At 50.4% G+C, this 15,247-nt stretch carries 12 protein-coding genes; 8 read left to right on the plus strand and 4 right to left on the minus strand.

Annotated elements, in window-relative coordinates:
• The first annotated feature begins 97 nt into the window (after positions 1–97).
• Positions 98–1,273, plus strand: coding sequence for a cation:proton antiporter (locus ACAW87_RS19620; RefSeq protein WP_370725338.1), 1,176 nt, complete (start codon positions 98–100; stop codon positions 1,271–1,273).
• 94 nt (positions 1,274–1,367) lie between these two features.
• On the opposite strand, the gene ACAW87_RS19625 is transcribed toward ACAW87_RS19620, so the two are convergent.
• Both ACAW87_RS19625 and ACAW87_RS19630 read right to left on the minus strand, forming a co-directional pair.
• Complete coding sequence (locus tag ACAW87_RS19625) at positions 1,368–2,537, minus strand: DUF748 domain-containing protein (RefSeq protein ID WP_370725339.1); 1,170 nt, start codon at positions 2,535–2,537, stop codon at positions 1,368–1,370.
• A 117-nt stretch (positions 2,538–2,654) separates the two neighbouring features.
• A complete protein-coding gene (locus ACAW87_RS19630; protein ID WP_370725340.1) occupies positions 2,655–2,927 on the minus strand; it encodes a hypothetical protein in 273 nt (90 codons plus the stop codon).
• Between the two features lie 185 nt (positions 2,928–3,112).
• Between ACAW87_RS19630 and nhaD the strand changes: the two genes are divergently transcribed.
• The 7 genes from nhaD to ACAW87_RS19665 all read left to right on the plus strand — a co-directional run bounded on the left by nhaD (position 3,113) and on the right by ACAW87_RS19665 (position 12,300).
• Positions 3,113–4,411, plus strand: coding sequence for a sodium:proton antiporter NhaD (gene nhaD, locus ACAW87_RS19635; protein ID WP_370725341.1), 1,299 nt, complete (start codon positions 3,113–3,115; stop codon positions 4,409–4,411).
• Between the two features lie 178 nt (positions 4,412–4,589).
• Complete coding sequence (locus ACAW87_RS19640) at positions 4,590–6,020, plus strand: M16 family metallopeptidase (protein ID WP_370725342.1); 1,431 nt, start codon at positions 4,590–4,592, stop codon at positions 6,018–6,020.
• 109 nt (positions 6,021–6,129) lie between these two features.
• A complete protein-coding gene (locus ACAW87_RS19645; protein ID WP_370725343.1) occupies positions 6,130–8,208 on the plus strand; it encodes a M16 family metallopeptidase in 2,079 nt (692 codons plus the stop codon).
• 86 nt (positions 8,209–8,294) lie between these two features.
• A complete protein-coding gene (locus tag ACAW87_RS19650; protein ID WP_370725344.1) occupies positions 8,295–9,503 on the plus strand; it encodes an N-acetylmuramoyl-L-alanine amidase in 1,209 nt (402 codons plus the stop codon).
• A 235-nt stretch (positions 9,504–9,738) separates the two neighbouring features.
• The gene (gene moeB, locus ACAW87_RS19655; RefSeq protein WP_370725345.1) at positions 9,739–10,878 is read left to right on the plus strand and encodes a molybdopterin-synthase adenylyltransferase MoeB; all 1,140 of its coding nucleotides are present in this window, start codon (positions 9,739–9,741) and stop codon (positions 10,876–10,878) included.
• A 128-nt stretch (positions 10,879–11,006) separates the two neighbouring features.
• Complete coding sequence (gene yihA / locus ACAW87_RS19660; RefSeq protein WP_370725346.1) at positions 11,007–11,639, plus strand: ribosome biogenesis GTP-binding protein YihA/YsxC; 633 nt, start codon at positions 11,007–11,009, stop codon at positions 11,637–11,639.
• 181 nt (positions 11,640–11,820) lie between these two features.
• Entirely contained in the window at positions 11,821–12,300 is a 480-nt protein-coding gene (locus ACAW87_RS19665) for a DUF5606 family protein (RefSeq protein WP_370725347.1), read from the plus strand.
• A gap of 118 nt (positions 12,301–12,418) precedes the next feature.
• On the opposite strand, the gene pfkA is transcribed toward ACAW87_RS19665, so the two are convergent.
• Entirely contained in the window at positions 12,419–13,396 is a 978-nt protein-coding gene (gene pfkA, locus ACAW87_RS19670; RefSeq protein WP_370725348.1) for a 6-phosphofructokinase, read from the minus strand.
• Positions 13,397–13,672: 276 nt separating this feature from the next.
• A complete protein-coding gene (locus tag ACAW87_RS19675; protein WP_370725349.1) occupies positions 13,673–15,181 on the minus strand; it encodes a choice-of-anchor I family protein in 1,509 nt (502 codons plus the stop codon).
• Positions 15,182–15,247 lie beyond the last annotated feature (66 nt).

Genomic DNA, 15,247 nt, shown 5'->3' on the forward strand with positions numbered 1-15,247 from the left:
GTTGCGGTTGCGCTGCTATAGTACCTAGTGGTGATTCAGCAGCGCAACCGCAACGGCGGACCGTCTTAATTCTTAATTCTTAATTCTTAGCTCCTTAATGAACACCTCTTACCTGATCATTGCCCTGAGTACCGCTGTGCTGGTTTCGTATGGGTTCGACCTGTTGAGCAGTCGTTTCAGAACGCCGCCGCTTCTGTTACTGCTGCTCATGGGCGCGTTGCTTCGCCTGTTAACCAACTCGCTGAATATTCAGGTGCCCTATGTAGCGCCAACGCTGTCTACGCTGGGTACGTTGTCGCTGATTTTGGTTGTGCTGGAGGGGGGGCTGGATCTTGACATTCAGCCAGATCGGCTCGGCCTCGTTCGGCGAACGGGATTGATGGCCCTTTCGTCTATTCTGCTAACCACGCTGGTATTGGCCACCATGTTGTTTCTATTGCTTGATGAGTCGTACTACAAATGCCTGATCAACGCTCTACCGTTTAGTATTGTCAGTAGCTCCATTGCCGGGCAGGCCGTTCGGCCACTCTCTACCGAAAAACGCGAGTTTATCACCTACGAGACGTCATTTGCGGCTATCATCAGCATTATGCTGTATAACTTTCTGATAGAAAGCGACGTATCGTTACTTGGTGCTACATTCGGATTCATCCGCGATACGCTGACAATGGGTCTGGTGTCGGTAATTTGTTGTTTTGCGCTTCTCTACCTCATTGGTCGCATCAACCACCCCGTCAAGTTTCTGCCCATCATTTCGGTATTGCTGCTGGTTTATGCCATTGCTAATATCTACGATCTGTCGTCGCTGTTACTGGTGCTTATTTTCGGCCTGTTTCTAAACAATACCGAACTGTTTATTCGTGGTCGACTAGCCCGAATGTTTAAAAGTGATTTGTTTGAACAGGAACTGGATCAGTTCAAAAACCTGACGTCTGAAGGAGCTTTCATCGTTAAGACGTTTTTCTTCCTGCTGTTTGGTTACGCTACCAATCTTACCTCGCTCATCGACACCGACGCTCTGATTGTCAGCGCCCTATTCCTGATCGTGATCTTCGCCGTTCGTTGGCCTCTTCTGCGTCTCATCTACCCCGGCGACTGGCGGCCTCTCAACTGGATTGCCCCGCGCGGACTGATCACGATTCTGCTCTACGCCAATATTCCGCAAGCCCTGAAACTCACCGGTTTTCGCGAAGGGATCCTCACCTTAGTGGTGATTCTAACTGCCGTTCTGATGGCGATTGGTACAATCAGATACCGGCCCGGTGAGAATTAAGAGGCTAGAAGTAAGAAACAAGAGACAAGAATTGCGCTGCATAGGAACGAAGTACATGACAGCGGAGCAAATCTTGCCTCTTGCTTCTCATCTCTTACTTCTTCTCCCTTTCCGCTTTCCGCTCAGCCTTCCGTTCGGCGCGTTTCGCTTTCCGTTCAGCCTTGCGCTCGGCTCGCTTTTCTTTATAATCTTCTTTGAAGCTTTGTAACGCATCTTTAAAGGTGACGTCGTCATCAAATTTTTGCTCAAACGCCTCTACATACGCATTGCGTAACACACCGAAAATAGTTGGCCAGACTGGCGTTTGAATAGCATCGATTGTACCAGTCAGCGGCACACGAGTGGCCACCTGATCGCGTTTCTGGTTCTCCAGTACTTCAGATCCTGCTTCGGCGAGTAGTTCAGTGAAGAAGCGGCCAACCGTTCGTTTTTCGCCGGGTTCCTTCAACTTAAACACCTTCATGTCTTTGGTGAGCGGTTTCAGGTAGCCATTCAATTTGCCATCATTCATGGCCATTTCAGAGAAAACGCTCATAGTGCCACGTTCAAAATCAACATTAGCATATTCACGCGCCAGCGGATTCAATTTTACTAACTGCAAATTGGTGAACTTCAGGTTGTAATTGAAATCGGGGAGTTCTTTCAGCAAATACATGTTGGCATCGAAACGCATAGTACCACCATAACCAGGTACGTCGCCCGTAAGCCAGACTGGTGAAGGTAGACTACCGGCTTTTTCTTCTACATTTCGAATGTTGCGGAGTTCCCCGTTTACGTTGTGAAATGACATATCGGCGCGGGGCTTCGTCACCAGACTCGCCAGGTCAATTCGGCCGTTGATTACGGCGAACCGGTTTATTTGAATAGGTAGCAGGTCTTTGACCAGTTTGGTCCAGTCGGCCCCCTCTCCCGTTTGGCTGGTCGCTTCATTGTTGCTAAACGCAAAGTTGAGTTCGGGTTCGTAGCACTCTACCTCACCCACCAACTTTCCCTTGAAAAGTGATTGCCACTCAACAGAGAGGTCAGTTCGTGGAATCTCAATAAAGGGTTCCTTAACTTTTCCGTTTATCTTCTTTATCGTCAGATCATTGATCTGATAAGCACCGCGCAGCAGCGCAATATCAATGTCATCTACGTATCCGGTGTAATCGCCCATATCGGCCAGGGTTTTGTTGACATACCTGAGCACAAACCAGGGTAACAGCAGGCGAGCCACAATGATCAGCACCAAAAGGGCGATGAGAATCTTAACAGAGCGTTTCATAACAGTGAACAGTTATCAGTAAACAATTATCAGTTACCATAGAGCAGTAATCAGCGAACAGTGGTCAAGCCTTTGATAACTGTTCATTGTTTACTGATAACTGTTGACTGATAACTGTTACCTGTTCTTCAAGAACGCCCAAAACGGCCGTTTGTTGAGATATGTTAGGTCATCGTCATTATTAAAGGCCTCTCGTTCAAAGCAGATAGACCGGTAAGCGGTATAATGATCGCGGCCTCTCAGGCGCCAGTAACCATATTCGGAGAAGTACCAGATGTAGAAGAGCACGATGCCCAACTCGAGTTGCTGGCGCAGGTGAATTCGCTCATGATTGAGCAAGCGAGCCGATGGGTTAGGCCTCCGTAAGAGCACGAACGGCCAGATGGTCATACCGTTGACCCACAACCAGGGAACAATAAATATCAATTTTTGAAGACTGAATAGTAACCAGCCGGGATAAGTGAACAATAAAAACGCATGCTGACTTAGTAACATAGCAACCTGCGTATAAAATTCGCTGATTCTATGCCTGCTTAGGTAATTCATGGTTGATCAATGCTACTCGTAAACGCCCTATGCTGACTACTATTTTACTCGTCTTCCTCCTTGGTTATCTGCTTATTACGCTGGAAGATGTTATCCATATCAACAAAACGGCAACGGCACTGATCACCGGTGTACTCTGCTGGACAGTTTATGCGGTAACAGAACCGGATCATCATGTAGTAGGTGAGCAACTTGGCCACCACCTGATCGATATATCGGCGATTTTATTCTTTCTGCTGGGTGCTATGACCATTGTGGAGTTGATCGACGCCCACGAAGGTTTCACGCTGATTACCGACCGCATAGCCAGTCGCAATACACGTACCCTGCTCTGGATCACTTGTGGTCTATCCTTCTTCCTATCGGCCTTACTCGACAACCTGACCACCGCTATTGTGATGGTGTCTGTACTCCGTAAGCTCATCCGCGATCCCGATCAACGGCGACTGATGGCCGGCATGACCATTGTTGCCTGCAACGCGGGCGGCGCCTGGTCACCCATCGGCGACGTGACCACCACCATGCTCTGGATTGGCGGTCAGGTGACTACAGCCAACATTATTAAAACGTTGCTACTCCCCAGTTTGATTGCGCTCTTGGTCCCCCTGCTGATCGTGACCTTCCGATATCCGGCCGGTACAACCTCTTTTGTAGCTACCCCCGATGAAGAAGGAGCAAGCCGCCCGTACATCAATAAAGTAGCCCGGCGCGACCGGCGATTGATGCTCTCTATCGGACTCGGCGGTATGCTTTTCGTACCGGTGTTTAAAACACTGACCGGCTTGCCGCCCTATATGGGTGTAATGCTCGCTTTAGGAGTTATCTGGCTAGCCTCTGAAATCATTCATAAAGACAAAGATGAAGCTGAGCGTGAACCGCTTACACCCGCCTACGCCCTGCAAAAAATCGATACGCCCAGCGTGCTTTTTTTCCTGGGAATACTGCTGGCCGTTGGCTCGCTGGAGGCTACCGGCGGTTTACGGGCCATGGCAACGTACCTGAACGAAACCGTCGGCAACCTCGACGTGATTGTGCTCTTGATCGGCATGGTGTCGGCGGTAGTTGATAACGTACCTATTGTAGCCGCTGCCATGGGGATGTACGATATGCAAACGTACCCGGCCGACAACAAGCTCTGGGAGTTCTTGGCCTATTGCGCCGGTACGGGCGGCAGTATTCTGCTCATTGGATCGGCCGCTGGTGTTGCCGTTATGGGCATGGAAAAGCTCGAATTCGGCTGGTATCTCCGCAAAATCAGCTGGCTCGCTCTGCTTGGTTACCTGGCTGGCGCAGGTACGTACCTGGTGCAGATGGCACTGCTTGGTTAGTGTGTATTCCCGGTACAATATGTACATATACATACCTCTTTGTTAGTAACCGTTCATACGGCTTTAACTTCCTTTCGTGTAATCAATCAACCCAGCCATTGTGTAGCGCAACGGCTGGGTTGTATTTTTATAGGCTGCCATGTGGCAACCCACAACCAATTTATTCCAATTAGTTTGTATGAAACGAACCCTATGGCTATTGGCCGCTGGTGCGTGCCTATCTGTTCAGGCACCAGCGCAATCGAAGAAAGCCGCCAAACCGTCGCCCGCCCAGGCTGCCGTAAAGGCAGGTGCTACCAAAGCATCAGCCACTACATCGACCACAGCGGCGCGCATTAAATTCACCGAATTTGACCTGCCTAATGGCCTACATGTCATTCTGCATCAGGACAATAGCACGCCACTGGTGGCTGTGACGATGATGTATCATGTTGGCTCAAAAAACGAACAACCAACGCGCACTGGCTTCGCACACTTTTTCGAGCATTTGCTATTTGAAGGCTCAGACAACATTGCGCGCGGCGAGTACATGAAGATCGTGAAAGGCAACGGCGGGCAATTGAACGCTAACACCAGCCAGGACCGCACGTTCTATTACGAGGTAATGCCGTCAAACAAACTTGAGCTGGGTTTATACCTGGAATCGGAACGGTTGCTGCATGCCAAAATTGACCAGAAAGGGGTAGAGACGCAGCGCGAAGTGGTGAAAGAAGAAAAACGCCAGCGAATCGACAACCAACCCTATGGCTCGATCTTTACCGAAGTGCTCAGCCATGCTTTTACCAAGCATCCCTACCAATGGGCACCCATTGGTTCGCTGGAACACCTGAACGCCGCTACCATCGACGAGTTCCGGCAGTTCTACAAAGATTTCTACGTACCCAACAACGCCATCCTATCTATCGCAGGTGACATTGAGCCAGCACAAGCAAAAGCGTTGGTAACGAAGTATTTCGCCGAAATTCCGAAAGGCACTAAGACGGTTTATAGACCAACCATCAAAGAGCCGGCGCAGACCAAAGAAGTGCGCGACACCATCTTCGATAACATCACACTACCAGCCGTAGTACAGGCTTACCACACACCCGCACAGGGCACTCCCGATTCATACGCGCTGGAAGTACTGCAAACGATTTTGGCCGGTGGCGAAAGCTCACGCATGAATAAGGAAATTGTTGACAAACAACAGAAAGCTGTACAGTCGGCCGCTTTTCCGGTGAATAACGAAGACACAGGCTTATTCCTGACCTATTCAATTGCCAATCAGGGTGTTAATCCGGCAGACCTGGAAGCAGCAGTAAACACAGAAATTGACCGGGTAAAGAAAGATCTGGTGACCGACGCTGAGTTGACAAAGGTTAAGAATCAGCTTGAAACCAACTTTGTGAATCAGAACGCCCGCATTTTTGGTGTGGCCGAAAACCTGGCCAACTACAAGATGTATTACGGCGATGCCAACCTGATCAACACCGAGATTGACCGCTACAACAAAGTCACGAAAGAAGACCTTCGTCGCGTTGCCAATCAGTACCTACGCCCCGAAAACCGTGTGGTACTATATTATCTGCCTAGAACCGCAGAAACTAAAGACACGGGAAAAGGAAAATAGATCACTACGCGGTTTTGCTGACGCCCGTATAGAGACCGGTCCGCCGTTGCGGCAAAATTTTGCGTCTCTACGGTAGCCGAATGGTACGCCGCAAAAGACTTCAAAAAAGATGACATTCAAACATACTCTTCTAGGCCTTTCACTGCTTGGCTTATCGGCCAGTGGTTTCGCCCAGACGCTCGACCGGAGCAAATTACCAGTAGACGCACCAGCGCCGCAAATCAAGATTGGCAAATCAGAAACCTTTACGCTGCCCAATGGCCTGAAGGTATTTGTGGTCGAAAACCATAAGCTGCCTCGCGTAGCAGTAAGCCTTGTGCTCGATCGCGAGCCACTCTTCGAGGGCGACAAAGCAGGTGTGAGCAGTTTTGCGGGTCAATTACTTCGCAACGGCACGAAAACTCGCACCAAAGAACAACTCGACGAAGAGATCGACTTTATCGGGGCCGATCTGGGTACGTCACCCACGGGTGTCTTTGGCGGTTCGCTGAGCAAAAACGCGGGTAAGCTATTCGAGCTTATGTCTGATGTAGTGCTGAACCCCGCTTTCCCGCAGGCCGAACTCGACAAACTAAAAAAACAGACCAAATCGGGTTTAGCTGCGCAGAAAGATAACCCAAACGCCATTGCCAGCAAGGTGGCTAACATCGTTACGTTCGGCAAAAATCACCCCTACGGTGAGCAGCAAACCGAAGAAACCGTTGATAAAGTGACTATTGCCGACGTACAGGCTTACTACAATACTTATTTCCGACCCAACATCGGTTATCTGGCGGTAGTGGGTGATATCACACCGGCTCAGGCAAAAACACTGGTCGAAAAAGCGTTTGGCACCTGGAAACGGGGCGAAGTACCCAAGCCGACGTACCCGGCACCGGCGGCAATCACCAAAACCAAAATTGCCCTTGTCGACCGGCCTTCATCGGTGCAGTCGGTTATTAGCGTGGGTTACCCGGTGATGTTAAAACCTTATTCACAGGAGACCATTCTGGCCAGTGTGATGAACGACATTCTGGGTGGTTCTGAAGCCCGCCTGTTCAACAACCTACGCGAGAAACATGGCTACACCTACGGCTCCTACTCAAGCCTCTCGGGCGACCGGTTGGTTGGACGGTTCCGGGCCAGCGCCAGCGTTCGTAACGCCGTGACCGACAGTTCGGTAGCCGAAATCATGAACGAGTTGAAGGCTATCAGCACTACGCCCGTAACGGCGGCTGAGCTGAAGCAAACTAAAAACGCCTTTGGTGGCAATTTCATTTTCACTCTCGAAGATCCACAAACGGTAGCCAATTTCGCCATCAACACGGCCCGCTACAACCTGCCTGCCGACTTCTTCCCGAACTACCTGAAATACGTTGACGCCATCACGGAGGCCGATGTAGCCCGCGCCGGTAAACAGTTCATCAAGCCCGATAACGCCATCATTGTGGTGGTTGGTAAAGCCAGCGAAATTGCCGACAAGCTGAAACGGTTTGGCGACATCGAGTATTTCGATGCTAAAGGAAACCCGGTAGCGGCTCCCACAGCGGCCAAAGCAGCCCCTGTAGGTATGAGCGCCCAGCAGGTGATCGACAAGTATATCACCGCCATCGGTGGTAAAGAGGCGCTGGTTAAAGTGCAGGATATGACGACTCTGATGAGCACGGAAGTTCAGGGCACTGCCGTGAAACTGACCCGCAAAGACAAAGCCCCTAATAAATCGGTGCTGTCGGTGATGGTGATGGGTAATGAGATGATGAAGACGGTCAGCGACGGTCAGAAAGTAGCCATGACATCACGCGGCAACACAACCTCTCTTACCGGCAAAGAAGCCGATCAGCAACTGGTTCAGGACGGACTTTTTCCAGAACTACACTACGCTGCCAACAAAGTAACGAGCACGCTCGACGGCGCTGAACAGGTAGATGGTAAAGACTCGTTCAAGGTGAAGAACACAACGCCCAACGGTCATGTCTGGACCGATTTTTTCGACGCCACCACGGGCCTGAAAATTCAGACAATGTCGATGCAGAAAGGCCCGCAAGGTGAAGTAGCGCAGATCGTTGGCTACAGTGATTATAAAGACATAAACGGGGTGAAAGTACCTCACCAGATCAAGCAGCCAATGGGACCTATGACCCTGACGCTATCGGTGGATAAAGTAGAGGTAAACAAAGGATTACCTGATACTGACTTCAAAATAGACTAGTAGAACCAACGAATGTAAACACAGAGCCACATAGTACACGGATGTTTTTCTCTGTGTACTATGTGGCTCTGTGTTTACATTCGCTTATGAAGACACTTCTCCTCTTTCTTTTTTCCCTTTCTGCACTCGGCCAAACCGCGCCCGTACGCGACACCCTGCTCACTGGCTCCACAAAAACTGCGCTGACTAACCTTTATTACGGCCCCGGTACCGATCGGCTGGGCGGAGCGAAACGCGAAACACTCGATTCGGGCGTGGTGCTGCACATCACAGGTATCACCGACAACCTGTACCGGGTGCAGTTAGCTCCCAACCAAACCGCCTACGTACCCAGCAATCAGGTACGCATTGATACGCTCGTCAACCCAACCGACAGCACCAACGTACCCAGCCTACGCCAACGTATCGGACCAGCTACCTTGCTCACTGGCAACTGGACTGTATCGGGCGATAGCGTGTACGATTACGTAGCCATCCGCCTGCCCGCCCGGTTACCCTATCAAAGCAGCCAGGAAGTTGACCCCAATCGAATTGTGCTGGATATTTTCGGGGCAGCCATCAACACAAACTGGATCACCCAGTTGCACACAGTGCAAACCGTTGAACGGGTTTGGTTTGAACAGGTTGCCGATGAGCACGTGCGCATTTTTGTGGCCTTGAAAACGCCAAAACGCGGCCCTGCGCATTGGGGCTATTCGCTCTATTATCAGAAAACAACCCTGATGCTCCGATTACGCCGTCCGCCCGAGGGCAGGCGGTTACGGGGACTGACCATTGCCGTAGATGCAGGTCATGGCGGGACCAACACGGGCGCCAAAGGCGGACTTAGCGGGCAACTCGAAAAAAACCTGACCCTCGATGTGGCCCAACAACTGGCAACGTACCTCAAACGTGCCGGGGCACGGGTAATCATGCTCCGCACGACCGACTCTACACTTGGCACCGTTGAGCGGATTATGACCATGAGAAAGCTAATGCCGAATTTACTGGTGAGTGTTCACTTCAATTCATCAGGAAACGCCAGGGTGCGGGGCGTCAGCACGTATTACAAACACATTGGGTTTCGGCCATGGAGTCAAAAGGTACTCACGGAGTTACTGCGCCGTTTGCCAGTATCGGAATTTGGGAACGTGGGGCATTTCAATTTCTTCTTCAACAGCCCGACAGATTATCCAAATCTGCTGGTGGAAGGCCCTTTTCTAAGCAACGCTATCGACGAATCCCTGATTATTGATCCAGCTTTTCGCCGAAAAATGGCCAAGAGCATCGCCAGGGGACTACGCCAATTACGGTAGTCAGCTTTCTAAGCCATACTAGTTTTCAGTAGAGGTTAGCGCAGCATACGTCGCTTAGTAACAATACTGCGTATGTCTATATTTAGTCATTGGATTAACGCTATTTTTATTCTGCCCTAACTGGAATCATACCCGGTTATTTGTCTGAAAAAAAATGACTATCCTTTGATCGAAAGTGACCCAAAAAGGGTCTGTTTTTCGTTCAGTATATAGCCTGAATTGCTACACCTGATCCATGTTAACACCAGCCGAACAAACCCGTTATCAAAAACACCTGAACCTGCCCGAATGGGGCATTGAGGGTCAATTGACCATTAAAAAATCCCGTGTGCTGGTGGTTGGAGCCGGCGGCCTCGGTTGTCCCGTATTACTATATCTGACCGCTGCAGGTGTGGGCCGAATTGGGGTGATCGACCCCGATGTGGTTGATCTTAGTAACCTGCAACGACAAGTGCTTTATACCACCAGCGATATAGGGCAACCAAAAGCCAAAGCTGCCGTGGCTCATCTGCAACGTCTCAACCCTGATCTGCGCTTCGACACTCATGTTCAGACGCTCGATGCCAACAACGCCCGCGCCCTGATCGATTCGTATGATGTAGTAGTTGACTGTACTGATAATTTCGGGGTACGTTACCTGGTTAACGACTGGTGCGTTACTCTTAACAAGCCCTTTGTTTATGGGGCTATCCACCGCTTCGAGGGGCAGGTAGCCATTTTCAACGCTGAACTACCCGACGGACAGCGCGGGCCAACCTACCGCTGTGTTTTTCCGGAAAACCCCAGCCAGATGGAAATACCAAATTGCGCTGAGACAGGTGTTTTAGGGGTTCTCCCCGGTGTAATCGGCACGTATCAGGCCACTGAAGTACTGAAACTGCTCACCGGTATTGGCGAACCGCTAACCGACAAACTCCTGATGACCGATCTACTCTCACATACAAGCCGGACGGTGAAGATCAGGCGCCAGGCTAATGCCGCTGAGATGGCCCGACAAGGAATTGCCGACCGGCAAAAGCCGGGTTTATCGGTCAGCGATGCTCCGAAAAAAATAACCGCCCGTGCACTCGCCGACCGCCTGGAGCAGGGTGAATCCATCTTTCTGCTCGATGTCCGAGAGCGTGAAGAGTATGACTTGTGCCATCTGGACGGTGCTGTCCTCATTCCGGTGGGCATGATTGCCGCTACAGCCGCCGCCGACCGCAAGCGCATTCCAACCAACGTACCTGTAGTGATTTATTGCCACCACGGCATTCGGTCAGCTAACGTGGCCAATTACCTCTACACGCAGAGTGGCTACGCCAATCTGTATAATCTCGAAGGTGGCATCAACGCCTGGGCGCAGCAGATCGAACCCGAAATGGCAACGTACTAGACGTTGGATACTAGATATTGGACGCTGGATAATGAACCAGATGTGGTTGCCTGTAGGTCCAGTATCCAATATCCACCATCTAACATCTAATACGTTGTACCTTTGCGGTTCAGTAAGTTGCCATATCTATGAAAATTCATCAGGCCGAGTTCGTTATCAGTAATACAGACTGGACCAAATGCCCAAAACCTGACCGGCCGGAATATGCCTTTATTGGCCGGTCAAACGTGGGTAAATCGTCGTTGATCAATCGGCTGGTGCAACGCCCCGACCTGGCAAAAACATCGGGAAAACCGGGCAAAACACAACTCATCAATCACTTCAGAATCAATGATCTGAAAGGCGAGACTACCTGGTATTTAGTTGATTTACCCGGCTTTGGTTTTGCCAAAGTGCCAAAAACAATTCGTGAGCAGTTTGCCGGCATCATTTCGGGTTATCTCACCAGCCGGTCGAACCTTCAGTGTATTTTCGTGCTGATCGACATGCGGATTCCGCCCCAGAAGATCGATCTCGATTTCATGACCCGCCTCGGTGAGCAGGAATTGCCGTTTGCCATGGTATTCACCAAGACCGAGAAAATAAAGTCGGGCGGCCGACAACTGGCGCTGGATGCATACCGCGAGGCCATGTCCGAAATCTTTGATACGTTTCCCCAGTATTTTGTCACCTCAGCCGTATCCGGCGAAGGCCGCGACGAAGTACTCAACTACATCGACGAGCTAAACGGCGAATGGACGTTGAACCCGACGAAAAAGTAAAGTCTAAAGTTCAAAGTCTAACGTCTAAAGTTGCTCCGCTTATGCCTGATTATCAATGAAGCAGCGCCTTTGAACTTTGGACGTTAGACTTTAGACGTTGAACATTAGACCTTGGACGTTAAACTTTAGCACATCATCACATAATACCCTAAACAGATTAAGCCTTACCTTTGCACTTCGTATGGAAGCACTAAAAACCATTGCCAATATCTCGGGTTATCCCGGCCTGTACCGGATTGTGAAACCGGGCCGCTCGGGCGTAATCGTCGAAAGCATCGACGCTAAAAAAGCAAAAACCATGATGGGCCCTCAAGCCCGCGTGTCTGTACTCAACGACATTTCAATGTATGTTGACCGTCCTGATTCGCCTCAGAACGAGCAATCAGTACCCCTCGGCGACATTCTGATGATGGTGTCTGATAAGTTCGGCGACGAATTGCCAGTTACCTCGAAAGCGGATGGAGCCGAACTTGCCGACTTTATGGCGCAGGTTCTCCCCGATTATGACCGGGAACGCGTACGGGATACCGATATCCGTAAGCTGATCAGCTGGTATACTATCTTGCGTCAGCATGCACCAGAATCATTCGAGAAAACAGAAGAAGCACCAGTAGCGGAAGCAGAAGCCAGCGAACCTGCTGAAGAGAAAGCAGCCGAGTAAATTTTTTGAGGGTTCAACGTTCAAGGTCTAAAGTCCAAAGGGCTCCGCTTACTAACCGAATGGTTTATAAGCGGAGCCCTTTAGACTTTAGACCTTGAACGTTGAACCCTCAAAAAATTTACACCGACAAAATCTTCACCATTCTGAGCAGGTCCTCACTGATGGGTTTTGGTAGGCGAATGGTGTCGCGGAAGGGTGTATACACGAGCTCATTGTTGATGATACCCGCCATTACATTTTTCTCGCCATTCATCAGACCCTCCAGCGCGCCAAGTCCCAGACGACTCGCCAGAATGCGGTCATAGGCCGTTGGTACGCCCCCACGCTGAATATGACCAAGTGTAGTTACGCGCATATCCAGGTCCTGGCCAACCATCATCTTGCTGATTTTCTCAGCAATTTCCTTGGCGCTACCTTCTTCTTCTCCTTCAGCCACCACCAGAATAGAGGATGATTTGCTGCGGATGAATCCCTGCTGCAGAATATTAACCACTTCCGAAATAGGCGTTAGTACCTCGGGCACCATGACCAACTCGGCCCCCCCCGCAATACCCGATTGAATAGCGATATAACCAGAGTCACGGCCCATCACTTCAATCAGGAAAATACGGTCGTGTGAATCGGCTGTATCGCGGATTTTGTCGATCGCTTCGAGAGCCGTATTTACTGCCGTATCGAAGCCAATCGTGTAATCGGTACCGTATAGGTCATTATCAATCGTGCCGGGGGCGCCAACGGTTGGAATGCCAAATTCATCGAAGAAAAGGGTAGCCCCGGTAAACGTGCCGTTACCGCCAATGGCAACTAATCCTTCAATGCCAAATTTCTGCAACTGGTCGTAGGCTTTCTGCCGACCTTCCGGGGTCATGAACTCCTTGCTGCGGGCCGACTTCAGGATAGTTCCGCCCCGCTGAACAATGTTGCTCACCGAATGGGAGGTCATCTGGAATATGTCGCCATTAATCATTCCATTATACCCCCGGCGAATGCCAAACACTTCGAGACCGTGGTAAACTGCCCCGCGCACAACCGCCCGAATACAGGCGTTCATACCCGGCGCATCACCCCCGGAGGTAAACACAGCAATACGTTTCATTCGCAAATCTATTTTTTCGTCAACAACAACAACTGGTAGGGATCAGGCTCGCAAAGAACCACGCAAAATTACCCGCATTTTCATATTTAAAGGCATAGAACCCGGAATTATAGCCCGTCACTCTTCTTTTTCTACGAAAGCGACAAGTTGCAAAGCTTATCCCTAAAAAGCGCAATTGTTTCAAAATTCTGCTCAGAAAAAGCTATTTCGATACCTACTCACAAAAAAACCGCACCTTTTCGGCACGGTTTCCCCTTTTTTCAAACCAGGCTGCTTTTACAGGAAGTCGGGTTGATACACTTTTACTGTTCCGTCTCCCTCATTGCTAACGATTAATAGACTTCGGCCTGTAGGGCTTGTCGCAGCTGGCACAAAATGAACACCCTCGGGCGCATCGCCAGTAGCGATCAACTGTTTGAACACCGGATTGACTGGATCGCTAAGGTCATAAACCGCAATGGCATCGACCCGCTCTAACGCTACAAAAGCAATAGGCTGTCCGTTGACCATACCAACCGTTACACCTTCGGGCTCTACCCCTTTATCATCTGAACGCGCATCGTCGTAAAGCCCGGCCGCAATCACCTTTTCTTCCAGGCTCTTGCCCGAAAGGTAAATCCGCTGCCCGGTAGCCGCATTGAAAATGCTGAAACCGCGCCCACCAAAGCCATAGAGTACATCATAGTCGCCATCGCCATCGCTATCTCCCAGACTCTTCGTTACCAGCATCCGGCCCAGATTGGCCGCATTTTTCAACGTAGCACCGTTCGGAAAAGCTACCGGATCGAGGGTCAGTGTACTGATACGGGCTTCTTCGCTGTATCCACTATAGTCGCGGGTATCTCCTTCATCGGCCGTGATGAGGTAGCTACCGCCATTGGTCTCAAACTGAGCGATGGCATCGGGCAGGAAAAATGTTTTGATGGGCCAGGTAGCCAGTTCAATCTTATTATCCCGATCGCTTGGGTCAATAGCATTGCTCATCAAGCTGATGTCTTTCAGTCCTAGCGGTACGATGCGAAGAATGCTGCCTGCTACCAGATCTACTTCAGCCATGGCGTTGTTTTCCTGGAGGGTTACCCACGCCTTACGCGAATCGGGCGAAACAGCCACGTACTCAGGTTCTACATCCTGGGCAAAACTGGCTTTGGGACCAAAGAGGCGAAACCCATTGGCCATCAAAGTCGTTTTTTGTGAATCAAAAGCTTCAAACGTCAGCGTTTTCACACTATAATTATTCGTCACATCGATGATCGATACTGAACCAACGGGGTCAACGGTATAGGTAGCGTTGGGCTCCCCTTCGTCGGCCGTAACGATGTAGCGACCGTCGGGGCTGAAGGTGACCATATCGGGCAGGGCACCTACGGGAATGGTTTTCAGAACGGCCAACGTGCGGGTATCTAGTACGATCACACTACCATTAGCCTGCTTATTGGCTGCCTCCAGCGCAATAGCCAATTTACCGTTGCTCACGGCCACACTGTTGGCAACACCACCCAACGTGGCTACCTCAATAGCAGGGAGTCTGGTTAGCGTGCCGCCCGAATAGTCCAGGATCTCGATTTTGGCAACGGTTTCATTATTAACTGTAAAAATCCGCTTGCTCAGCGGGTCGTAGGCCGAAATCTCAGAAGCGGCTGTTCCACCTAGATCTTGCGATGCTATTTCACGAAACAGGCTAACATTCTCCGTTTGTGGAGTCAGTCCACCGTCGCGGTGATCGCATGAAGCTAAGGCTAAAAGAGTGAGGCTACCGGCCAGAAAGTAACGGGATAGTTGCATGGAAACGCTGACTTAGTTGTGTGAAGCCACAAAGATTAAAGCCAGTGTCCACCGTTAAACAGCGTT

Origin of the sequence: Fibrella aquatica, from assembly GCF_041321135.1 — a bacterium.
In the GTDB taxonomy this organism is placed as follows: Bacteria; Bacteroidota; Bacteroidia; order Cytophagales; family Spirosomataceae; genus Fibrella; species Fibrella aquatica.